The sequence below is a fragment of the Nocardioides sp. JS614 genome (assembly GCF_000015265.1).
In the GTDB taxonomy this organism is placed as follows: domain Bacteria; phylum Actinomycetota; class Actinomycetes; order Propionibacteriales; family Nocardioidaceae; genus Nocardioides.
Genome location: NC_008699.1, coordinates 4,663,140 through 4,682,176 on the forward strand (window position 1 = coordinate 4,663,140; position 19,037 = coordinate 4,682,176).

General features: G+C 73.7%; 22 protein-coding genes and 1 tRNA gene. 17 read left to right on the forward strand and 6 right to left on the reverse strand.

What is annotated here, in order from left to right; genetic code table 11:
- Positions 1-3 precede the first annotated feature (3 nt).
- Positions 4-1,734, reverse strand: coding sequence for a sodium:solute symporter family protein (locus NOCA_RS23780; RefSeq protein ID WP_197687753.1), 1,731 nt, complete (start codon positions 1,732-1,734; stop codon positions 4-6).
- Positions 1,735-1,910: 176 nt separating this feature from the next.
- Between NOCA_RS23780 and NOCA_RS23785 the strand changes: the two genes are divergently transcribed.
- The 3 genes from NOCA_RS23785 (at position 1,911) to NOCA_RS27700 (ending at position 3,551) form a co-directional block, all read left to right on the forward strand.
- Positions 1,911-2,447: a pilus assembly protein HicB gene (locus NOCA_RS23785; RefSeq protein WP_041546893.1), complete on the forward strand. Its 537-nt coding sequence runs from the start codon at positions 1,911-1,913 to the stop codon at positions 2,445-2,447.
- A 92-nt stretch (positions 2,448-2,539) separates the two neighbouring features.
- Positions 2,540-3,364 (forward strand): DUF4097 family beta strand repeat-containing protein, encoded by an 825-nt coding sequence (locus NOCA_RS23790; RefSeq protein WP_011757835.1) that lies wholly within the window; start codon positions 2,540-2,542, stop codon positions 3,362-3,364.
- A gap of 31 nt (positions 3,365-3,395) precedes the next feature.
- Positions 3,396-3,551 (forward strand): hypothetical protein, encoded by a 156-nt coding sequence (locus tag NOCA_RS27700; RefSeq protein ID WP_011757836.1) that lies wholly within the window; start codon positions 3,396-3,398, stop codon positions 3,549-3,551.
- Between the two features lie 82 nt (positions 3,552-3,633).
- Here NOCA_RS27700 and NOCA_RS23795 read toward each other — a convergent pair whose 3' ends face one another.
- Together NOCA_RS23795 and dcd are read right to left on the reverse strand one after the other, a co-directional pair.
- Entirely contained in the window at positions 3,634-3,996 is a 363-nt protein-coding gene (locus NOCA_RS23795; protein WP_011757837.1) for a siderophore-interacting protein, read from the reverse strand.
- Between the two features lie 27 nt (positions 3,997-4,023).
- Complete coding sequence (dcd, locus tag NOCA_RS23800; RefSeq protein WP_011757838.1) at positions 4,024-4,599, reverse strand: dCTP deaminase; 576 nt, start codon at positions 4,597-4,599, stop codon at positions 4,024-4,026.
- Between the two features lie 64 nt (positions 4,600-4,663).
- Here dcd and NOCA_RS23805 point away from each other — a divergent pair, with 64 nt between their 5' ends.
- The 5 genes from NOCA_RS23805 to NOCA_RS23825 all read left to right on the forward strand — a co-directional run bounded on the left by NOCA_RS23805 (position 4,664) and on the right by NOCA_RS23825 (position 9,711).
- Positions 4,664-5,464, forward strand: coding sequence for an SGNH/GDSL hydrolase family protein (locus NOCA_RS23805; protein ID WP_011757839.1), 801 nt, complete (start codon positions 4,664-4,666; stop codon positions 5,462-5,464).
- Between the two features lie 40 nt (positions 5,465-5,504).
- Positions 5,505-5,580: transfer RNA gene (locus NOCA_RS23810), tRNA-Gly, on the forward strand.
- A 903-nt stretch (positions 5,581-6,483) separates the two neighbouring features.
- Positions 6,484-7,794, forward strand: coding sequence for a C39 family peptidase (locus NOCA_RS23815; protein WP_011757840.1), 1,311 nt, complete (start codon positions 6,484-6,486; stop codon positions 7,792-7,794).
- Positions 7,794-8,891 carry a hypothetical protein gene (locus NOCA_RS23820; RefSeq protein ID WP_011757841.1) on the forward strand — a complete coding sequence of 366 codons (1,098 nt, stop codon included), beginning with the start codon at positions 7,794-7,796 and terminating at the stop codon, positions 8,889-8,891. The genes NOCA_RS23815 and NOCA_RS23820 overlap by 1 nt, the downstream gene beginning before the upstream one ends.
- 178 nt (positions 8,892-9,069) lie before the next feature.
- Positions 9,070-9,711 (forward strand): DUF2461 domain-containing protein, encoded by a 642-nt coding sequence (locus tag NOCA_RS23825; RefSeq protein WP_011757842.1) that lies wholly within the window; start codon positions 9,070-9,072, stop codon positions 9,709-9,711.
- Between the two features lie 17 nt (positions 9,712-9,728).
- Here NOCA_RS23825 and NOCA_RS23830 read toward each other — a convergent pair whose 3' ends face one another.
- On the reverse strand, positions 9,729-10,181 hold the full coding sequence (locus NOCA_RS23830) for a nuclear transport factor 2 family protein (protein WP_011757843.1): 453 nt from the start codon (positions 10,179-10,181) through the stop codon (positions 9,729-9,731).
- Between the two features lie 117 nt (positions 10,182-10,298).
- Between NOCA_RS23830 and NOCA_RS23835 the strand changes: the two genes are divergently transcribed.
- Positions 10,299-11,417, forward strand: coding sequence for a hypothetical protein (locus NOCA_RS23835; RefSeq protein WP_011757844.1), 1,119 nt, complete (start codon positions 10,299-10,301; stop codon positions 11,415-11,417).
- Between the two features lie 9 nt (positions 11,418-11,426).
- On the opposite strand, the gene NOCA_RS23840 is transcribed toward NOCA_RS23835, so the two are convergent.
- Both NOCA_RS23840 and NOCA_RS23845 read right to left on the reverse strand, forming a co-directional pair.
- Positions 11,427-11,885: an RrF2 family transcriptional regulator gene (locus NOCA_RS23840; RefSeq protein WP_011757845.1), complete on the reverse strand. Its 459-nt coding sequence runs from the start codon at positions 11,883-11,885 to the stop codon at positions 11,427-11,429.
- Positions 11,886-11,975: 90 nt separating this feature from the next.
- Positions 11,976-12,872 (reverse strand): sulfite exporter TauE/SafE family protein, encoded by an 897-nt coding sequence (locus NOCA_RS23845; protein ID WP_011757846.1) that lies wholly within the window; start codon positions 12,870-12,872, stop codon positions 11,976-11,978.
- 253 nt (positions 12,873-13,125) lie between these two features.
- On the opposite strand from NOCA_RS23845, the gene NOCA_RS23850 reads away from it, so the two are divergent.
- From NOCA_RS23850 to NOCA_RS23885, 8 genes are all read left to right on the forward strand, one after another.
- Positions 13,126-13,635 (forward strand): DUF2231 domain-containing protein, encoded by a 510-nt coding sequence (locus tag NOCA_RS23850; protein ID WP_011757847.1) that lies wholly within the window; start codon positions 13,126-13,128, stop codon positions 13,633-13,635.
- A gap of 20 nt (positions 13,636-13,655) precedes the next feature.
- The gene (locus tag NOCA_RS23855; protein ID WP_041548255.1) at positions 13,656-14,345 is read left to right on the forward strand and encodes a response regulator transcription factor; all 690 of its coding nucleotides are present in this window, start codon (positions 13,656-13,658) and stop codon (positions 14,343-14,345) included.
- A gap of 7 nt (positions 14,346-14,352) precedes the next feature.
- Positions 14,353-15,702, forward strand: coding sequence for a HAMP domain-containing sensor histidine kinase (locus NOCA_RS23860; RefSeq protein ID WP_011757849.1), 1,350 nt, complete (start codon positions 14,353-14,355; stop codon positions 15,700-15,702).
- A 73-nt stretch (positions 15,703-15,775) separates the two neighbouring features.
- Entirely contained in the window at positions 15,776-16,045 is a 270-nt protein-coding gene (locus NOCA_RS23865; protein WP_011757850.1) for a hypothetical protein, read from the forward strand.
- Positions 16,042-16,971 carry an FAD:protein FMN transferase gene (locus NOCA_RS23870; protein WP_011757851.1) on the forward strand — a complete coding sequence of 310 codons (930 nt, stop codon included), beginning with the start codon at positions 16,042-16,044 and terminating at the stop codon, positions 16,969-16,971. The genes NOCA_RS23865 and NOCA_RS23870 overlap by 4 nt, the downstream gene beginning before the upstream one ends.
- Positions 16,968-17,585 carry a hypothetical protein gene (locus NOCA_RS27275; protein WP_011757852.1) on the forward strand — a complete coding sequence of 206 codons (618 nt, stop codon included), beginning with the start codon at positions 16,968-16,970 and terminating at the stop codon, positions 17,583-17,585. The genes NOCA_RS23870 and NOCA_RS27275 overlap by 4 nt, the downstream gene beginning before the upstream one ends.
- Positions 17,582-18,820 (forward strand): NADH-ubiquinone oxidoreductase-F iron-sulfur binding region domain-containing protein, encoded by a 1,239-nt coding sequence (locus NOCA_RS27280; RefSeq protein WP_011757853.1) that lies wholly within the window; start codon positions 17,582-17,584, stop codon positions 18,818-18,820. The genes NOCA_RS27275 and NOCA_RS27280 overlap by 4 nt, the downstream gene beginning before the upstream one ends.
- On the forward strand, positions 18,817-19,008 hold the full coding sequence (locus tag NOCA_RS23885) for a ferredoxin (RefSeq protein WP_011757854.1): 192 nt from the start codon (positions 18,817-18,819) through the stop codon (positions 19,006-19,008). The genes NOCA_RS27280 and NOCA_RS23885 overlap by 4 nt, the downstream gene beginning before the upstream one ends.
- Positions 19,009-19,037 lie beyond the last annotated feature (29 nt).

Consider the following 19,037-nt stretch of genomic DNA (forward strand, 5'->3'; position numbering starts at 1 on the left):
CCTCTAGAAGATGACGTTCAAGATGATGACCAGGACCAGGGCCACCCCGGCGAGCGGGAGCGTGCGCTGGTACCACGGGTGGGACGCCTCGTCCGGGTCGACGAGGTCCTCGCGCGGGGTCTCGGAGTAGACCAGGCCGCGCAGCTCCTCGACCGGCTTCGGCGGGGTGACGAGCGAGATCGCGACGCTCAGCACGATGTCGACCACGAAGGCGACGCCGGCGGCGACGAACGCCGCGCCCTGACCGCTGATCGGCAGCGCCCCGGTGCTCCAGGAGCCGAACGCGTCCTCGCTGAGGAACGCGACGATCACGGCCGAGACCGTGCCGGCCACGAGGCCGACCCAGCCGGCGGCCGCGGACATCCGCTTCCAGAACATGCCGAGGATGAAGGTCGCGAACAACGGCGCGTTGAAGAACCCGAACAGCACCTGGAGGTAGTTCATGATGTTGCTGAAGTTGCTGGCCAGGCCGGCGGTGAAGATCGCGACCACGGTCGCCGCCACCGTCGCGATCCGGCCGATCACCAGGTAGTAGTGGTCGTCGCGGTCCTTGACGACGTACTGCTGCCACAGGTCGTAGCTGAACACGGTGTTGAACGCGGAGACGTTCGCGGCCATGCCGGCCATGAACGCGGCCAACAGGCCGGTGATCGCCAGGCCGAGCAGCCCGTTGGGCAGCACGTCGCGCATCAGGTAGAGCAGCGCGTCGTTGTAGGCGACCCCGTCGCCCGACGCTCCGCCGGGCACGCTCTGACCTGCCTTCACCTTGCCGATCTCGGTGACGAGGACGGCGGCGATCATGCCGGGGATGATCGTGATGAAGGGGACGAACATCTTCGGGAACGCGCCGATGATCGGCGTCTTGCGGGCCGAGGAGATCGAGTTGGAGGCCATCGCGCGCTGGACCTCGACGAAGTTGGTGGTCCAGTAGCCGAAGGACAGCACGAACCCGAGACCGAAGACGATCCCGATCACCGACAGCAGCGAGGAGTCGAACCCGGTCAGCGGGAGGCCCGGCCAGGAGTTCAGCTGCTGGTCGGCCGGCGGGATGGCGTCGGGGTGGGCCTGGGCGGCCTCGGTGATCTTGTCGGTCAGCCCGCCCCAGCCGCCGATGCGGTGCAGCCCGATCAGGGTCAGCGGCAGCAGGCCCGCGACGATCACGAAGAACTGCAGCACCTCGTTGTAGATCGCCGCGCTCAGCCCGCCGAGCGTGATGTAGGAGAGCACGATCGCGGCCGCGACGATCAGCGCCACCCACAGCGGCCAGCCCAGCAGCGCGTGCACGATGCTGCCGAGGAGGAACAGGTTGATGCCGGCGATCAGCAGCTGCGCGACCGCGAACGAGACGGCGTTGACCAGGTGCGCACCGGTGCCGAACCGGCGGCGCATGAACTCGGGGACCGAGCGGACCTTGGAGCCGTAGTAGAAGGGCATCATCACGACGCCCAGGAACAGCATCGCGGGGATCGCGCCGATCCAGAAGTAGTGGACGGTCGGCAGCCCGAACTCGGCTCCCGATGCCGACATCCCCATGATCTCGACTGCGCCGAGGTTCGCGGAGATGAAGGCGAGCCCGGTGACCCAGGCGGGCAGGGAGCGGCCGGAGAGGAAGAAGTCGACGGAGTCGGAGATCTGGCGGCGCGCCACGACCCCGATGCCGAGCACGACCGCGAAGTACAGGGCGACGATCACGTAGTCGACGGCGTTGGCCGAGATGATCGTGTCGGTGGCCAGGACGGTCGGACTCGCCATGGTGAAGACCTTTCGTTCCCCTCGGTGACGCAGCCCGGACGGACCACCACGTCCGGTGCCCGGACGTCCGGACGCACAAACGTCCGGCGGCACCGCGACATCACCATGACGTCGCAAACCGTTGACAATGACACCACGATGATGTCATTGTGGTGCGCATGGACATCACGCCGTACGTCGAGAGCCTCCGCCGGGATCTCATGGCCGCCGCCGAGGCGGCCGGACCCGAGGCCCGGGAAGCGACCGAGCGGCTGGCCTTCGCCCTGGACCCGGCCGCCCGGCTCGCGCTGATGGAGGCGGTCTCCCAAGCCGCCGCCGAGATCACCGCCGAGATGCCGGAGGGCGGCGTGGACGTCCGGCTCACCGGGCGCGAGCTGGACTTCCTCGTGCACACCACCGCGCCGTCCCCCGCGGACGCCGCGCCGGCGCCCGCCACCCCCGACGACGAGCCCGAGGATGACGGCAACGTCGCCCGGATCACGCTGCGGATCCCCGAGTCGGTCAAGACCAAGGCCGAGGAGCTGGCCGCCCGCTCGGGCCACTCGCTCAACACCTGGCTGGTGACGGTGGTCCGCGCCGCCACCCGGGAGAGCGCGATCAACGTCGACATCGACCTGTCCAGCATCCCGTTCCTCAGCGGCAACGACCCGTTCGGCGGCAAGCGCGGCAACCGCCGGATGACCGGCTGGCTGTAGCGGGCATCCCCCACACTCCCGGGACCGGCACCAGGCCGGCCCCGTGGCTCAACACACCCTCACGAGCACACCCTGACGCAGGAGAGAGCACCATGACCGAGCACCACTTCGAGAGCCCCCGGCCCGTCCGCCTGCTCACCGAGATCGGCAAGGGATCGGTGAAGATCGAGGCGGCCGGTACGACCGAGACCCACATCGAGGTCGTCGGCCGGGACGCCGAGCAGGCCCTGGTCCGTCAGGACGGGGACCAGATCAGCGTGATCGGCCCCAAGCAGCGCGGCGGCTTCTTCGGCGGGGACAGTCGACTCGACGTCGTCGTCACCCTGCCCACCGGCAGCGACCTGGTGGTCCGCACGGGCAGTGCGGACATCACGGTCACCGGCACGGTCGGCACCACCCAGCTCAAGAGCGGCTCGGGAGACGTCGAGGTCGACACCGCCGACGGCCCGCTGGTGGTCGAGACCGGCTCGGGCGACGTCCGCATCGAGTCGGCCGGCGCCGACCTCAAGGCCAAGAGCGGCTCGGGCGACGTGCTGGTGGTCGACGCGGCCGCCGCCGTCCTCGTCTCCACCGGCTCCGGCGACGTGCAGCTGTGGACCACCCGCGGCACCGCCGTCGTCAAGACCGGGTCCGGCGACCTCAAGGTCGGCGAGGCCGAGGGCGACGTCGCCCTCACCACCGGCTCCGGCGACCTGGTCGTCACCCGCGCCCACCGCGGCCGGGTCACGGTCAAGGGCGCGTCCGGGGACGTCGCGATCGGCATCCCTGCCGGCGTACCGGTGTGGACCGACATCTCCACCGTCGCCGGCGAGATCCGCTCGAACCTCCACGGCACCGGTCAGCCCCGCGACGGCGCCGACCACGTCGAGGTCCGCGCCAAGACGGTCAGCGGCGACATCGTGCTGTCCGAGGCCTGAAGCACCCGCCACCCACCCGCAGGAGAACGTCATGGAGTACAGCAACGTGGTCCTCGACGCCGAGGTCGCCCGCCAGCAGCTCGCCGAGCGGATCGCCCGCGCGCGCGTCCCCCGGATCCCCGCCACCACCTACCGCCACCTGCTCGCCCAGGGGCTGCGCCGGGCCGCGACCCGGATCGACAACTGACCCACCAGCGATAGTCCCTGACGTTTGCGCGGTTCGGGAGCGCTCCCACAACACGCAAACGTCAGGGACTATCGCTCTCGGATCACGAGCGCATGGCCACGCCCCGACGCCAGTAGCCCATGAAGGCGACCTGGCGGCGGTCCAGCCCGAGGTCGGTGACCAGGGCCCGGCGCAGCGCGGTGCGCAGGTGGCCGCGCTCCTCGACCGGGCGGTCGAGCCAGGCGGCGTACCACGACTCCTCCGCGCCGGTGAACGACGGCAGCCGGCCGGCGCCGTGGGGGAAGATCAGCTTGATCCGCTGGTCGTACAGCGGTCCGTCGACGCCGAAGTCGGCGAGGCAGGGGCCGCCGAGCTCGACCCGGACGAAGGACGGGGAGAGCCGGTCGACGCGGACCGCCTGGACCTGGTCGAGGATCATCGGCATCCGGGCCTGGGTCACTGCCATGAAGTTAGGTTAGCCTAACCTCATGCCCTAGATCGGGGTGCGGTGGAAGTTCTGGTACGACCGCGAGGGCGTCGGGCCGCGCTGGCCCTGGTAGCGCGAGCCGTACTTCGCCGAGCCGTAGGGGTGCTCGGAGGGCGAGGAGAGCCGGAAGAAGCAGAACTGGCCGATCTTCATCCCCGGGTAGAGCTTGATCGGCAGCGTCGCGACATTCGCCAGCTCGAGCGTCACGTGCCCGGAGAACCCCGGGTCCACGAAGCCCGCGGTGGCGTGGGTGAGCAGGCCGAGACGGCCGAGCGAGGACTTGCCCTCCACGCGCGCGGCGATGTCGTCGGGCAGCGTCACGACCTCGTACGTCGAGCCGAGCACGAACTCGCCCGGGTGCAGGATGAACGGCTCGTCGCCCTCGGGCTCGACCATCCGGGTCAGGTCCGACTGGTCGGCGGCCGGGTCGATGTGGGGGTACTTGTGGTTCTCGAAGACCCGGAAGAACCGGTCCAGCCGGACGTCGATCGACGACGGCTGGAGCATGCCCGGGTCGTAGGGCTCGAGGGCGACCCGCCCGGCGTCGATCTCGACCAGGATGTCGCGGTCTGACAGCAGCACGCGCTCAACCTACCGGCCGCCACCCGCCGTGGGCACGGGATGCGGGGACGGTGAGAATGGCCCGGTGAGCCTGCACCGGTACGTCGCCCTGGGCGACTCGTTCACCGAGGGCGTCGGCGACCCCGATCCCGACCGCCCCAACCGCCTGCGCGGCTGGGCCGACCGGGTGGCCGAGCACCTGGCGACCCTCGAGCCGGACTTCCGCTACGCCAACCTCGCGATCCGCGGCCGCAAGCTGCCCGCGATCCTCGACGAGCAGCTCGACGCCGGGCTCGCCCTGCGCCCCGACCTGGTCACGATCCACGGCGGCGGCAACGACGTGCTGCGGCCCCGGGTCGACGTCGACGCACTGGCCGCCCGCTACGAGCAGGCCATCGAGCGCCTCTCGACCAGCGGCGCCCGGGTCGTGATGTTCACGCTCTTCGACCCCGGCACGACCGGGGTCTTCGCTGCCATGCGAGGTCGCTTCGCCGTGTTCAACGAGTGGGTCCGCGAGATCGCCGACCGGCACGGGGCGACGCTGGTCGACCAGTGGCGGATGCGCGATGTCGAGCTGCCCGCGGTCATGGACTCCGACCGGATGCACCTGAACTCCGCCGGCCACGCCTACATGGCGACCCGGGTCCTCGACGCGCTCGGGATCGCCCATGAGCTGGCGCTCCCCACCCTCGCCCCCATCCCGGTGCTCGACCGCCGCGAGCGGTTCACCGAGAACGCCCGCTGGACCCGTGAGTTCCTCGCGCCCTGGGTGCGCCGGCGGCTCACCGGCCGCTCGTCCGGGGACCTGGTCAGTCCCAAGTACCCGACCCTCGTGGACGTGCTCGCCCCCGCCGTACCCCGGGTCATTTCTCCGGGCGGAGACTGATCGATATAGCATGTGCGCCGACCCGCTTCCCGCGGGTCGTGCGGATGTAGCTCAGTTGGTAGAGCGCGACCTTCCCAAGGTCGATGTCGCGAGTTCGAGTCTCGTCATCCGCTCCACGAATCCTCCGAGGACGTCGGCCGCGCTCACGAGCGCGACGCTGTGCCCCGACGTCGATGTCGCGAGTTCGAGTCTCGTCATCCGCTCCACGAATCCCCCGAGGACGTCGGCCGCGCTCACGAGCGCGACGCTGTGCCCCGACGTCGATGTCACGAGTTCGAGTCTCGTCATCCGCTCCACGAATCCCCCGAGGACGTCGGCCGCGCTCACGAGCGCGACGCTGTGCCCCGACGTCGATGTCACGAGTTCGAGTCTCGTCATCCGCTCCACGAATCCCCCGAGGACGTCGGCCGCGCTCACGAGCGCGACGCTGTGCCCCGACGTCGATGTCGCGAGTTCGAGTCTCGTCATCCGCTCCACGAATCCCCCGAGGACGTCGGCCGCGCTCACGAGCGCGACGCTGTGCCCCGACGTCGATGTCGCGAGTTCGAGTCTCGTCATCCGCTCCACGAATCCCCCGAGGACGTCGGCCGCGCTCACGAGCGCGACGCTGTGCCCCGACGTCGATGTCGCGAGTTCGAGTCTCGTCATCCGCTCCACGAATCCCCCGAGGACGTCGGCCGCGCTCACGAGCGCGACGCTGTGCCCCGACGTCGATGTCGCGAGTTCGAGTCTCGTCATCCGCTCCACGAATCCCCCGAGGACGTCGGCCGCGCCCGAGTCGACCCGGGCTGCGCGGTGGTTGGTTTCCCCGGTTCACCGGGGAAACCGGAACTGTTGGGCCGAAACTTCGGGCCAGAAGTTCCAACATCCCCGGTGAACCGGGGAAACCAACCCGGGGCTCAGGCCTTGCTGGCGCCGAGACCCGATCGGGACCTGTGACTCCTGGGGAACTTGACTAGACCAGTGACACAAGGTGACAGTGGGACGGCTGGTCTTCCCCACCGTCTCGAGGTCGTCCCATGTCCCGCCGTCTCCTCCTGATCCTCGCCGGCGCGCTGGTCGTGCTGCTCGCCGTGACCCCGTTCCTCCCCCGAGGAGAGCACGACGAGGGTGCGATCGCACCCTCGGGCGAGGGCAAGGCGGGCGCGCTGCGCCCGGCGACGACGGCCGGCTGGTCGCGGGTGACCCCGCCGCTGCAGGAGGAGATCGACCGGGTGGTGGCCGAAGGTCGGGCGCTCGGCCGGGTGTCCGGCAAGGCGACGCCCGAGCAGCTTGCCGCCTCGGCGGTGCGCTGCGCCGACTTCGAGGGCCAGCGCTACTGCCTCGGGACCGGTTGGACCGAGGACACCCAGGACCAGGTCCGGGCCCGGATGGCCACGGCCGCCCGCCGCGCGGCCGCCCGCCGCGCGGCCGCCCGCCGCGCGGCCGCCCGTCCGGCCGGGGCACCCGAAGGGACCGGCGACCTGGACGCCGCGGCGGCGCTCGCGCAGCGGGCCCGACTCAGCCCGTCGGCCCGCGCCGCCGCCGACCGCGCGGAGCTGACCATGGCCGCGCGGTCGCTCGCGAAGGTGTGGCTGCTGCGCCACCAGATCGAGGGCGTCCCGCTGCCCAGCGGCTTCCTGGAGGAGCACCCCGAGGCGCGCGCCGGCGTACCGGCCGCGCGGACCGCGGCCACGGCGAGCCCGACGGGCAGGGCGAGCGCAACGGCCTCGTCCTCGCCGACCGCCGCCCCGACCCGGGCGAGCCTCAAGACGATGCGCGACTACCCACGACGCACCGCGATCCTGAACCCGAAGCAGGTGGCGGCGCAGAACCGCACCTACTGGTGCGGCCCGACCTCGATGCAGATGATCGCGTGGGGCTGGCGCGACCGGCGGCAGACCCAGGGGCACTGGGCCCGGCGGCTGCACACCACCAGCAGCGGCAGCTCGGTCTACGACATGGTCCGGGTCGTCAACCAGAGCACGGGCTGGGACCGTGAGGACCATGCCGGGCCCTACATCGTGCTCGACATCAGCCACTACGACTTCCGCAAGTGGATGCTGCTGATGATGCGCCACCTCGCCGACTACCGGGCGCCGGTCGTGCTGCACCCGGTGCTGCTCAAGCGGTTCTACCCCTACCTCGACGACGACGCCTCCGGGCACTTCCAGGTCGGCCGCGGCTACGCCAAGCGCGGCGCCAAGCCCGACCTGCTCGGCTACTTCGAGCCCTGGAACCAGCAGCGCTTCGACCCCTCGGAGCCCTACATCTCCCGGGTGCAGTGGCGCAACGCGTACAAGAGCTACCGCGCCAACCAGGCGCACTTCGGGCACAACGTGGGGGTCTGATGCGGGCCTTGCGGTACGCCGCGACCGCGGTGGTGCTCGGCCTCGCGCTCGGTGGGTGCGGCGGAAGCGACCCCGACGAGCCGCGGCCCGGTCCTACGCCGACCCCGGCGCCGTCCACCTCCACGGCCGCGACGCCGGACGCGTCCGCGGGCTCGTCCGACGCGGGGCCCGCCACCGACCTCCTCGACTGGCAGCCGGTCGACGGGCCGGTCGAGGCGACCGCGACCCGCAGCGGGGAGTGGACGCTCACCGTCGACCGCGGCGGCCGCGGCTACCGGCTCGACGGCCCCGAACCGGCCCGCGGCACGGCCGGACCGGGCCAGCGGGTCGGCGACGCGCTGATCGACGGCGACTGGGCGGTCGTCGTGCTGCAGGACCAGGCCGAGCAGCGCCCGATGACCGCCGAGGTCACCGACCTCGCGACCGGCAAGCGGTTCCGGGTCGACGGGCACTCCCAGGTGCCCACCACCACCGGCGGCACCTGGGCCCTGGGCGAGGGGCGGCTGGTGCACGCGACGGTCGGCGCCAAGGGCGCGTACTGCCTCGCGACCGTCGACCTGGCCACCCGCGCGTCCGAGGTCGGCTGGTGCGCGCCGAAGCGGCACGGCTTCAACGACGCCCGGATCACCCCCGCGGGCACCTCGCTGCTCAGCTTCGACGACGGCCAGCCGTCCTGCCGCACCCTGGTCTCCGTCGAGGGCGACCGGGCCACGCCGTTCCCCGGCGTCGAGGACTGCAAGGGCTGGGACGGCCTGCGCACCGACGACGGCGCGGTGTGGTCGGTCATCCCCAAGGAGCGTCAGGTCGAGAGCGCGCACTTCTACGCGAGCGCCGGCGACACGCAGGCCGACCTCGGGCCCGGTACGGCGGGCACCCTGGTGTGGTGCGCCGGCGCGGCGTACTTCGTGCGGGACCCGCAGCGCGAGGGCGACCCCGCGAGCCTGATGCGGTGGGCTCCGGACACCGGCCTCGCCGTGGTCTACCGGTCGCCCGGCGGGCAGGCGTTCCTCGCCGAGCCGCGGTGCGGCGGCGACACGCTGACGGTGACCGCCTTGGCCGAGGACGGCGACGAGCAGGTCGCCGCGACGCTCTCCTGAGGCGATGCGCGCGGGCGGAGAAATCCGGACCCGGGCCGTCACATACTCGCAATCCTTGCGTTGGACCCAGTGTCGGACCCTCGGGATCCGACGCACCGGCGAGGTGGTGACGCTGCAGCGGGCGGCGCCACCTCGCCACCCGGGATCGCCGCCCGAGTCCGCTGGTTACGCTCGCCGCGTGACCGATGCCGCCTTCACCGGATTCCCCGTCGCCGCGCTCGACTTCTACGACGACCTCGAGGTCGACAACACCAAGGCGTTCTGGGAGAAGCACAAGGCGGTGTACGCCGAGGCGGTCAAGGCGCCGATGACCGCACTGTGCGCCACGCTCGAGCCCGAGTTCGGAGCGGCCAAGATCTTCCGGCCCTACCGCGACGTGCGGTTCGCCAAGGACAAGACGCCGTACAAGACCCACCAGGGCGCGTTCGTCCGGGTCGGCGAGGCGACCGGCTGGTACGTCGAGGTCTCGCCGCGCGGTGTGCGCACCGGCGCCGGCTTCTACGAGGCGAGCGGGCCGCGGCTCGCGGCGTTCCGCGCGGCGGTGGCGCACGACCGGTTCGGGCCCGAGCTCGAGAAGGTGCTGCGTGCCCTGGAGCGCACGGGCTTCGAGATCGGCGGCGACCGGCTCAAGACCAGCCCCCGCGGGTACGACGCCGACCATCCGCGGATCGAGCTGCTCCGGCATCGCTCGCTCGTCGCGGGGCACCCGCTCGGCTTCGAGCCGGTGATCCACACCCCCGAGCTGCTCGACCTGGTCCGCGCCGACTGGCAGGCGCTGCGCCCGCTCGTGGAGTGGGTCGCCCGGCACGTGCGCGACTGAGCCTGCGGGCTGGGCCCTCAGCCCTTCGTGAAGGTCGCCATCGTCCGCTCCGGCTCCCAGTAGGCCTTCATCGAGGCGACCCGGCCGTCGTCGTCCACGACGTAGACCATGATCAGGTCGGTCGTGGTGTGGCTGCCGTCGGGGAACGACGTGGTGATCCGGCCGATGTTGGCGCAGGTGTTGCTGCCGGGGTTCGCGAAGGAGTCGTTGATCTCGAACTCGAACCGCTCGATCGGCGCGATCGCGGCCTGCCAGAACGCGGTGATCCCCTCGTGCCCGCGGTGCCCCGCGCCGTCGGGGTCGAACAGCGACGGCCCGACGGGGTCCTCCAGCACGGCGTCCTCGGCGTACACCGTCAACCACTCGGCCAGGTCGCCCTTCGCCACGGCGGAGTAGGAGCGCTGGGACGCCGCCCGAGCGGGGTGCGGGTCGTCGGGGGCGTTCCAGGTGATGGCGTCGGAGGTGATCATCCGGGCATCCTAGGCCCAGAACTGCAACACGTTCTAGATCCGTCGCGCCGGTCCGCCCACGAGAAGCCGTCACCCGGCGTTCACCGTCCGGCCCACCCGAGATGTCACGGTGCGGTCATGGCACGCAAACGCAAGGCCTACCTGCACATCGGGCTGCCTCGCACCGGGGGCGCCTTCCTCGACTCCGCGCTGGCCCAGCACGCCGACGCCCTGGACGCCGCCGGCGTCTGCCACCCGGCGATCTCGGCCGAGGAGATGTTCCGCGCCGCGATCGAGATCCGCCGCGACCACCGCGCCTGGGGCTACGAGCGCCGCGAGGTCGAGGGCGCCTGGGCGGCGATCTGCCGCCGCGCCCACAAGGGCCGCCGCGACGTGATCTTCAGCCAGGAGCTGCTCGCCGCCTGCACGCCGGCCCAGATCGACCTCCTCCTCGACGGCCTCGCCGGCTTCGAGGTGCACGTCGTCGTCACCGCCCGGGACCTCGGCAGCCAGCTGCTGGCCGCCTGGGCAGCCTCGGTCGAGGCCGGCCGCTCGGTCTCGTTCGCCCGGTTCTGCAAGCGCGTGCTCGACCCGGAGCGCGAGCACGAGCAGGCCCAGCGGTTCTGGGCCGGGCAGGAGCTCGGCGCCGTGCTGGAGCGCTGGGCTGCCGCCGTCCGCAAGCCGCACCGGGTCCACGTGGTCGCCGTCCAGCCAGATGCCGCGGACCGGTACGACGCGGTGTGGAGTGCGATCGGCGCGGTCGTCGGGTTCGACGCCCGGCTGCTGCCGCTGAGCGGCGACCGCCGGGCCGGCCCGGACGCCGCGGGCATCGCCGTGCTGCGCAACGTCAACCGCGCCGTCGACGGCCGGCTCGCCGCCCGGACCCACCGGGCCGTCGTCCGCCGCTACCTCTCCGAGGGCGCGCCCGCCGACGCCACGGTCGCGCCGGCGCTCCCGGCCGACCTGTACGACGACCTGCTCGAGGTCGGCGAGCGCTGGCGCAAGCAGATCGCCGACGGCGGGTACGACGTGCACGGCGACACCGGTGCGCTGCTGCCGGCCCACCCGGAACCGGGCGTGCCGCTGCCCGACGAGGTGCCCGCCGAGGAGCGGCTCACGACCGCCACCGACGCGCTCGCCAACGTGCTCGTCGAGGTGGCCCGGCTGCGCGAGCACAACCAGGTGCTCGAGGAGCGCAACGCCGAGCTGGAGCGGAAGAAGCGCAAGCTCAAGCGGCGGCTGGCCGAGGCCGGGTGACCGACCTGGCTAGTGGGGCTGCCAGGCGTCCTCGTCGGCCGTGCGGGTGGTGACCGCGTCGGGGAGCCGGCCGTCGGCGAGCTGCTGGATCGAGACCTGCTCGAAGACGTCGCGCAGGGAGTGGCGGGCGGCGATCCACACGTGCTGGAGCACGTCCGCGGCCTCGTTGTAGCTGACCGCCTCGGGGCGCAGCCCGTAGACCGAGACCAGGGGGCCGTCCACCGCACGGATCACGTCCGCGACCGAGACGTCCGCCGCGGACCGGCCCATCCGCCAGCCGCCCGACTGGCCGCGCTGGGACATCACGATCCCGGCCCGGCGCAGGTCGGCGAGGATCGCCTGGAGGAAGCCGTGCGGGATCTCCTGGAGCCGGCCGAGCTCCTCCGCGCTCACGGCCCGACCATCCGCGCGCGAGGCCATCTCGATCAGCGCACGCAGGGCGTAGTCGGACTTCGCGGAGACTCGCATGGGTCAAGTGTGTCAGATGTGTCGACTTGTTCAGTCGACCTTGGGGAGTACGGCGCAGCCGCCGGCACCCCGAGCGCGGCCCGGCTCGGATCAGACCGCGACCAGCTCCTCCTCGCGGGCCGCGACCTCGCGGGCCCGCCGCTCCTGGCGGACCGCGCGGGTGATGCCGGCGATCCAGAGCACGAAGATGCTGCCCGCGAGCAGCGCCACCTGGACGTCCGAGGCGCCGACGGCCTCGGCGATGGTCTTGGAGTTCGTGAGCACGATCAGGCCACCGGCCGCGACGCCCAGGACCCGGGCGGCGAGCCGCTTGACCAGCCAGGCGGCGATCGGGGCGGCGACCACGCCACCGGCGAGCAGCGCGCCGGCGTAGGACCACTCGATGCCCTGCGAGCCGAGGGCGAGGATGAAGCCGAGGGAGCCGCCGACCGCGACGACGAACTCGGAGGTGTCGATCGAGCCGATCACCTTGCGCGGCTCGAGCCGGCCCGACGACAGCAGGGTGGTGGTGCCGACCGGGCCCCAGCCGCCCCCGCCGATCGCGTCGAGCGCACCGCCGACCAGGCCCATCGGCGCCAGGAAGCGGGCCGAGGGCCGGGCCTTGAACGTCGGGCGCCGGCCACCGAGCACGAGGAACCGCCAGATCACGTAGCCGCCCAGGCCGAGCAGGATCGCGGCCACCCACGGCTTCGCGGTGTCGCCGTCGACACCGGCCAGGAAGGTCGCGCCGGCGAAGGCGCCGACGAAGCCGGGCAGCGCCAGGATCGAGACGGTGCGCCAGTCGACGTTGCCGAGCCTGTGGTGGGAGAAGCCGGACACCAGCGAGGTCCCGATCTCGGAGAAGTGGACCGCGGCCGAGGCCGCGGCGGGCGCGACGCCGGTGGCGAGCAACAGCGTGGACGACGTGACGCCGTACGCCATCCCCAGCGAGCCGTCGATCAGCTGGGCGACCAGGCCCACGAAGGCCAGGACGATGAGCTTGCGCATGAGGTGCACCCCTCGGGTCGTAGGGCGACCGCAGCGTCGCCGACCAGATCTAGTCAATCCAGTGTAAGCAGTTTTCTAACCGGCTCAGTACAGATTGAATGGTTTGGCATGTCAAGTCGGCGACAAGATCCCGCCCGCGTCGGGACCTTTTGACCTGGATTTGAGCCGACATTGGGGATCACCTGAGCGGAGCACCGCGATCGTCGGCGGGTGCGATCGGCACCACGGTCGGTCGCGAGAGAGGAAGAACCCGATGCCGTCCGACATCCTCGGCCTGCCCCTGCACCCGCTCATCGTCCACGCGACCGCCGTCCTGGTCCCGCTCGCGGCCCTGGTGGTGATCGGCGCCGTCGTCTGTCCGCGGTTCCGCGCCTGGGCCGGCCCGATGCCGATGGGCCTGAGCCTGGTGGCGCTGATCCTCACCCCGCTGTCGACGGCCAGCGGCGAGAACCTCGAGCACGACGTCGCGGAGACCGCGCTGCTCGAGAAGCACACCGAGATGGGCGAGCAGCTGCTGCCGTTCACGATCGCGCTGTTCGTGCTCGCGGTCGGCTTCTGGTGGCTCGACCGGCGGCGTACGGCGGCTCCCGGCGTCGACTCGGCCCCGGCGGAGCGCGCGGCCGCGGGCGGCCTGCGCACGCTGACCACCGTGGTCGGCGTCCTCGCCCTCGTGGCCGCGGTCGGCACCGGGGTCCAGGTCGCCCGGATCGGGCACAGCGGCGCCGAGGCGGCCTGGTCCGACGCGGGCTCCGCGAGCGGGTGAGCGGCGCTAGCCTGGCCGACATGATCCGCCTCCTCCTGGTCGAGGACGACCCGGAGATCCGGCGCACGCTCTCCCGCGGGCTCGGGGAGCACGGCGCGACCGTCGTGCCGGTGGCGACCGCCGTGGAGGCGATCAAGGCGGTGAGCACCGAGCGACCCGACGCGGTGATCCTCGACCTCGGGCTGCCCGACCTCGACGGCGCCGACGTGCTGGCCCTGATCCGGGCCGGCAGCGACCTCCCGGTCGTGGTCGCCACCGCGCGCGACGACGAGCGGGAGATCGTCCGGCTCCTCGACGCCGGCGCCGACGACTACCTGATCAAGCCGTTCTCCGCCGCCCAGGTGATGGCGCGGGTGCGGGCGGTGCTGCGCCGCTCCGCCCCGGCCGTCCGCGAGGACCCGCGGGTGGTCGTCGGCGGCCTGGTGGTCGACCCGGTCTCGCGCACCGCCGCGTTGGACGGCGCCGAGCTGAGCCTGAACCGCAAGGAGTTCGACCTGCTCTTCGCCCTGGCCTCCCGCCCGGGCGAGGTGGTCACCAAGCGCCAGCTGCTCGCCGAGGTGTGGCAGATGCCGTGGGGCGGCGCGGACCGGACCGTCGACGTGCACCTGTCCTGGTTGCGCCGCAAGCTCGGCGAGACCGCGGCCGAGCCGCGCTACCTGATCAGCGTGCGCGGCGTGGGGGTCAAGCTCGTCGACCCGGGCGCCGCGTGAGGGCCCGATGAGCCTGCGGGCCCGGATCCTCACGCTGGCCGTCGGTGCCACCGCCACCGTGCTGGTCCTCTTCGCGATCCCGCTGGTGCTCCTGCTGCAGCGCACGGCGACGGAGGAGAGCCGGGAGGGCGCCTCCGACGTCGCCCGCAGCGTCGCCGACTACGTGAGCACCGGCCCGGCCGACGCCGCCCTGCTCGGCGCCTACGTCGACCGGCTCAACGCCCGCGAGGAGTCGACGCCGGTCACCGTCCTGCTCCCCGACGGCACCGCCCTCGGCGCCGACCTGCCGGCGGCCGCCGGCGAGCACGAGGAGCGCCGGCCAGGCCCCACGGTCAACGGCAGCGACGACGGGGACAGCGACGACGACGGCGACAACCGGCTGATGCCGGTCTCGGACGCCGAGGTCCACGAGGTCGGCGGCGGCCAGCTGGTCAGCGTCCACGCCGGGACCAGCGACGGCGACGCCGTCGTGCTGGCCTACGCCTCCGGGGCCGACGTACGCGCCAAGCTGCTGGACCGGCTGCTCCTGCTCGGGGCCGCCGCCGCCGGGCTGCTGGTGCTCGCCGCGGTGGCGGCCGAGGTGGTGGCCCGGCGCCTGGTGCGCCAGCTCGCCAGCACCGCCACGGCCGCCGACCGGCTCGGCGAGGGCGACCTCACCGCCCGCGCGCCCGACGACGGGCCCTCGGAGGTACGCCGGGTGGCGCACGCGCTCAACCGCCTGGCCGGTCGCATCGACGACCTGCTCGCCGCCGAGCGCGAGACCGTCGCAGACCTGTCCCACCGCCTGCGCACCCCGCTGACCGCCGTCCGGCTCGACGTCGAGGCGCTGCCGCCCTCGGAGCGCACCGAGGAGCTCGAGGCCCATCTCGACCAGCTCGAGCGGACCCTCACCGCCGTGATCCACGCGGCCCGCCGGCCCGAGCGCGAGGGCGCCCTCCCCCGTGCCGACGCCGCCGCCGTCGTCGACGACCGGGTGGACTTCTGGCGCCCGCTCGCGGAGGACCAGGGCCGCACCGTCGCGACCCGGATCATGCCCGGGCCGGTGCTGGTCCGCTGCGCCGAGGACGACCTGCGGGCCGCGCTCGACGCCCTCCTCGAGAACTGCATGGCGCACACCCCGGACGGCACCCCGATCGAGGTGGAGCTCGCCGCGGCGGGCGGCCTGGTCCGCCTCGACGTCCGCGACCGCGGGCCCGGGCTGCCCGAGGACGCCGTACGCCGGGGCCGCAGCGACCGCGGCTCCACCGGGCTCGGCCTGGACATCGCCCGCTCCTGCGCCGAGGCCAGCGGCGGGCGGCTCGAGCTGGACCGCCGAGACGGCTGGACGGTCGTCCGGCTGCTGCTCGGCCGCCCCTGAGCAGACGAGGATTTGACCTCGATTTGAGGGCCCGTTCCGGCAGGGCTGAGCAAGGTCGAGCCACGGTGGGGCCATGACCGAGAACCCCCGCCGCCGAGTCCTCCGCCGCGCCCGCCACGCCACCGCCGGGATCGTGATCACCGCCGTTGCCGGCACCGCCGGCCTCGCCACGGTCGCCGCCAACGCCACCGACGCGACCGGGTCGACCGGCGGAACCACCACGACCACCGACACCGGCTCCCGCCAGGACACCGGCACCCGCCAGGACACCGGCTCCCGCCAGGGCACCGGCCTCACGCAGGCGCCGGCGGGCCAGCCCCAGGCGGGGTCGAACGCGTCATGACCGGCCACACCTGGCGGGACTGGTCCTGCACGGTCCGCGTCGTGGTCGGCGGGGACGACCCGGTGCCGGACCGGGTGAGCGACGACGCCGCCCGGATCGTCCGCGAGCTGATGGGCGAGGTCGAGGCGGCGGTCAGCCGGTTCCGCAGCGACTCCGAGCTGGAGCGGGTCAACGCCGCCGCACCCCGGCTGCTGCCCGTCGGGCCGCTCACCCAGACCCTCGTCGAGGCCGCGCTCGACGCCGCCCGGCGTACCGACGGTGCCGTCGACCCGACGATCGGCGGCCAGCTGGTGGCGCTCGGCTACGACGCCGATCTCGACGTGGTCCGCGAGCGCCCGGGTCCGACCGGGCCGACCGCCCGGGCGCCCCGGGCTGGCGCGGACTGGACCCGGGTGGTCGTCGACCACGACCTCGGCCGGGTCGGCGTCGCCCGGGGGCTGCGCCTCGACCTGGGGGCGACGGCGAAGGCGTGGACGGCCGACGAGGCCGCCCGCCGGGTCTCCGCCCGGCTCCGCCGCCCCGCGCTCGTGGAGATCGGCGGGGACGTCGCTGTCGCCGGCTCGGCCGGGTCGCCGTGGCGGGTCCGGGTGGCGGAGGCGCCGGACCGCCCCGGCGAGGTCGTCGGCCTCACCCACGGCGGCCTGGCGACGTCCTCGAGCACGGTGCGCCGCTGGCGCACCGGTGCCGGTCCCGCCCACCACGTCGTCGACCCCGCGACCGGGCGCCCCACCGACGGGCCGTTCCGGACCGCCACGGTCTGGGCGCCGTCCGCCGTCGAGGCCAACACGTTCAGCACCGCCGCGCTGGTCTGGGGCGAGGCCGCGGCCGCCCGGCTCGCGCTCGCCGGCGTCGACGCCCGCCTGGTCGACCGGGCCGGCGCGGTCCGGCTGGTCGGCTCCTGGCCGACGGAGGGGAGGGCGGCATGACGCTCTGGTTCCTCGCGCGTGCGGCCGGCTTCACCGCGCTCGCCGGCGCGACGGTCGCGATCTGCCTGGGCGCCTGGGCCTCCGGGACCACCGGCGGTCGGCGGGTCGAGGGCCGCGAGTCCCGGCTGCTGCTCCAGCTCGCGCACCGCTCCGCGGCCGTGGTGACCCTCGCCCTGCTCGGCCTGCACGCCGTGCTGCTGGTCCTCGACCGGCACGTGGCGATCTCGGTGCCCGGCGCCCTGGTCCCGTTCACGGCCGGCTACCGCGGCACCGCCGTCGGACTGGGCACCCTGGCGGCGTACTGCCTCGCCGTGGTCGCGCTGGTCGGCGCGCTGCGCGGCCGGATCACGGGCTCGCCGCGGGCGGTCCGCTGGTGGCGGCCGGTGCACGCGCTCGCCTACGCCGTCTGGCCGCTCAGCATCGCCCACGGCCTGTGGTCGGGCACCGACACCCGGACCTGGTGGGCGCTGACGCTGTACGCCGGGTCCGCGGTCGCGGTCCTGGTCGCGCTGTGGAGCCGGCTGCTCGCCGAGGAGGAGCACGCGGCGACGCCGCTGGCGGCGACCCGGCAGGAGCTCGCGGCCACCCTGGCCCCGACGGGCGGTGCCCGGTGAGCGCCACCGCCCTCGGCACCGCCCGGCTGCTCGGGGGCGTCACCCGGGGCGTCCGCGCCGACCTGGTCACGCACCGGCACCGGCACGGACCCCAGCGGCACCGCTCGGTCGAGGAGCTGGCCGCCGCGGCCGCCGAGGTCCGGCTGCTGGGCCGCGGCGGCGCGGCCTTCCCGGTCGCCACCAAGCTGCTGGCCGTCCCCACCGGGTCCCGGACCCAGGTCCTGGTCAACGGCTCGGAGAGCGAGCCGGCCAGCCGCAAGGACCGGACCCTGATGACGCTGACCCCGCACCTGGTCCTCGACGGGGCCCTGGCCGTCGCCCGGGCGCTGCGCACCCGGCACGTCACGATCGCCGTGCACGACGCGGCTGCGCTCGCCTCGCTGCGCACCGCCCTCGACGAGCGCGCCCGGGACGAGCCGATCCACGAGCGGGTCGACCTGCGCCGGACGGCCGGCCGGTTCGTGTCCGGCGAGGTCCGCGCGCTGCTGCGGGGACTGGACGGCGGCCCGGCCGTCCCGCCGAGCCGCCGTACCCTCCCGTCGGACTCGGGGCTGCGCGGCGCCCCGACCTTCGCCAGCAACGTCGAGACGTTCGCGCAGGTCGCGCTGCTGGTCTCGCTGGGCGCGACGGAGTTCGGGGCCGTCGGCAACCCGGAGGAGCCGGGCACCACCCTGCTCACGCTGCTCGGCGACACCCGGACCCAGGGGGTGGTGGAGGTCCCGACCGACCTGCCGCTGGACGCGCTGCTCCCGGGCGCGGGCGGCCCGGTGCTGGTCGGCGGCTACCACGGTCGTTGGGTGCGCGACGTCGACGGCCTGGCGGCCGCCCGCCCCGGGCTGCGCGCCGCCGGCCTCCCGCTCAACGCGGGCGTGGTCGCCCGGCTCCCGCGGGAGGTCTGCGCCCTTGCCGAGGTCACCGCGGTCACCCGATGGCTGGCCGCCCAGTCGGCCGGGCAGTGCGGCCCGTGCCTGTACGGCACCGCGGCCCTCGCCCACGACGTCGGGGAGCTGCTGCACGGGCGAGCCGCGCCAGCGGTCGAGGCGCGGCTGCGCGGCCTGGTCGGCCGCGGCGCGTGCGCCCACCCCGACGGCACCACGGCGTTCGTCTCGACCGCCCTCGCGACGCTCGGCGACGAGCTCGAGCTGCACCGCCAGCACGGCGGCTGCGGCCGGCCCTACGCCGGCGTGCTCCCCCTGGGCCCGCTCGGGCGCCCGGACCCGGGCGGTGCCCGATGAGGATCGAGGTCGACTGGACCCGCTGCGACGGGCACGGCCTGTGCGGCCTGCTGCTGCCCGAGAACCTCGAGAACGACGGCGACGGGTTCCCGATCCTGCGCCGCCCCGAGGTCGCCGACGCCGACCTGCGCCATGCCCGCCGGGCGGTGTCCGCCTGCCCCGCCCTGGCGCTGCGCCTGGAGCGTTGACGCCTGGCGCCTGGGGTCGGTTTCCCCGG

What these genes read in the sequence shown, in the direction of transcription:
- NOCA_RS23785 (WP_041546893.1), top strand. Translation starts at nt 1,911, where the DNA reads ATGGACATCACGCCGTACGTCGAGAGCCTCCGCCGGGATCTCATGGCC.
- NOCA_RS23790 (WP_011757835.1), top strand. Translation starts at nt 2,540, where the DNA reads ATGACCGAGCACCACTTCGAGAGCCCCCGGCCCGTCCGCCTGCTCACC.
- NOCA_RS23840 (WP_011757845.1), bottom strand. Translation starts at nt 11,885, where the DNA reads ATGCGAGTCTCCGCGAAGTCCGACTACGCCCTGCGTGCGCTGATCGAG.
- NOCA_RS27275 (WP_011757852.1), top strand. Translation starts at nt 16,968, where the DNA reads ATGACGCTCTGGTTCCTCGCGCGTGCGGCCGGCTTCACCGCGCTCGCC.
- NOCA_RS23885 (WP_011757854.1), top strand. Translation starts at nt 18,817, where the DNA reads ATGAGGATCGAGGTCGACTGGACCCGCTGCGACGGGCACGGCCTGTGC.
- NOCA_RS23860 (WP_011757849.1), top strand. Translation starts at nt 14,353, where the DNA reads ATGAGCCTGCGGGCCCGGATCCTCACGCTGGCCGTCGGTGCCACCGCC.
- NOCA_RS23855 (WP_041548255.1), top strand. Translation starts at nt 13,656, where the DNA reads ATGATCCGCCTCCTCCTGGTCGAGGACGACCCGGAGATCCGGCGCACG.
- NOCA_RS27700 (WP_011757836.1), top strand. Translation starts at nt 3,396, where the DNA reads ATGGAGTACAGCAACGTGGTCCTCGACGCCGAGGTCGCCCGCCAGCAG.
- NOCA_RS23830 (WP_011757843.1), bottom strand. Translation starts at nt 10,181, where the DNA reads ATGATCACCTCCGACGCCATCACCTGGAACGCCCCCGACGACCCGCAC.
- NOCA_RS23850 (WP_011757847.1), top strand. Translation starts at nt 13,126, where the DNA reads ATGCCGTCCGACATCCTCGGCCTGCCCCTGCACCCGCTCATCGTCCAC.
- NOCA_RS23845 (WP_011757846.1), bottom strand. Translation starts at nt 12,872, where the DNA reads ATGCGCAAGCTCATCGTCCTGGCCTTCGTGGGCCTGGTCGCCCAGCTG.
- NOCA_RS23815 (WP_011757840.1), top strand. Translation starts at nt 6,484, where the DNA reads ATGTCCCGCCGTCTCCTCCTGATCCTCGCCGGCGCGCTGGTCGTGCTG.
- NOCA_RS23820 (WP_011757841.1), top strand. Translation starts at nt 7,794, where the DNA reads ATGCGGGCCTTGCGGTACGCCGCGACCGCGGTGGTGCTCGGCCTCGCG.
- NOCA_RS23795 (WP_011757837.1), bottom strand. Translation starts at nt 3,996, where the DNA reads ATGGCAGTGACCCAGGCCCGGATGCCGATGATCCTCGACCAGGTCCAG.
- NOCA_RS23865 (WP_011757850.1), top strand. Translation starts at nt 15,776, where the DNA reads ATGACCGAGAACCCCCGCCGCCGAGTCCTCCGCCGCGCCCGCCACGCC.
- NOCA_RS23835 (WP_011757844.1), top strand. Translation starts at nt 10,299, where the DNA reads ATGGCACGCAAACGCAAGGCCTACCTGCACATCGGGCTGCCTCGCACC.
- NOCA_RS23870 (WP_011757851.1), top strand. Translation starts at nt 16,042, where the DNA reads ATGACCGGCCACACCTGGCGGGACTGGTCCTGCACGGTCCGCGTCGTG.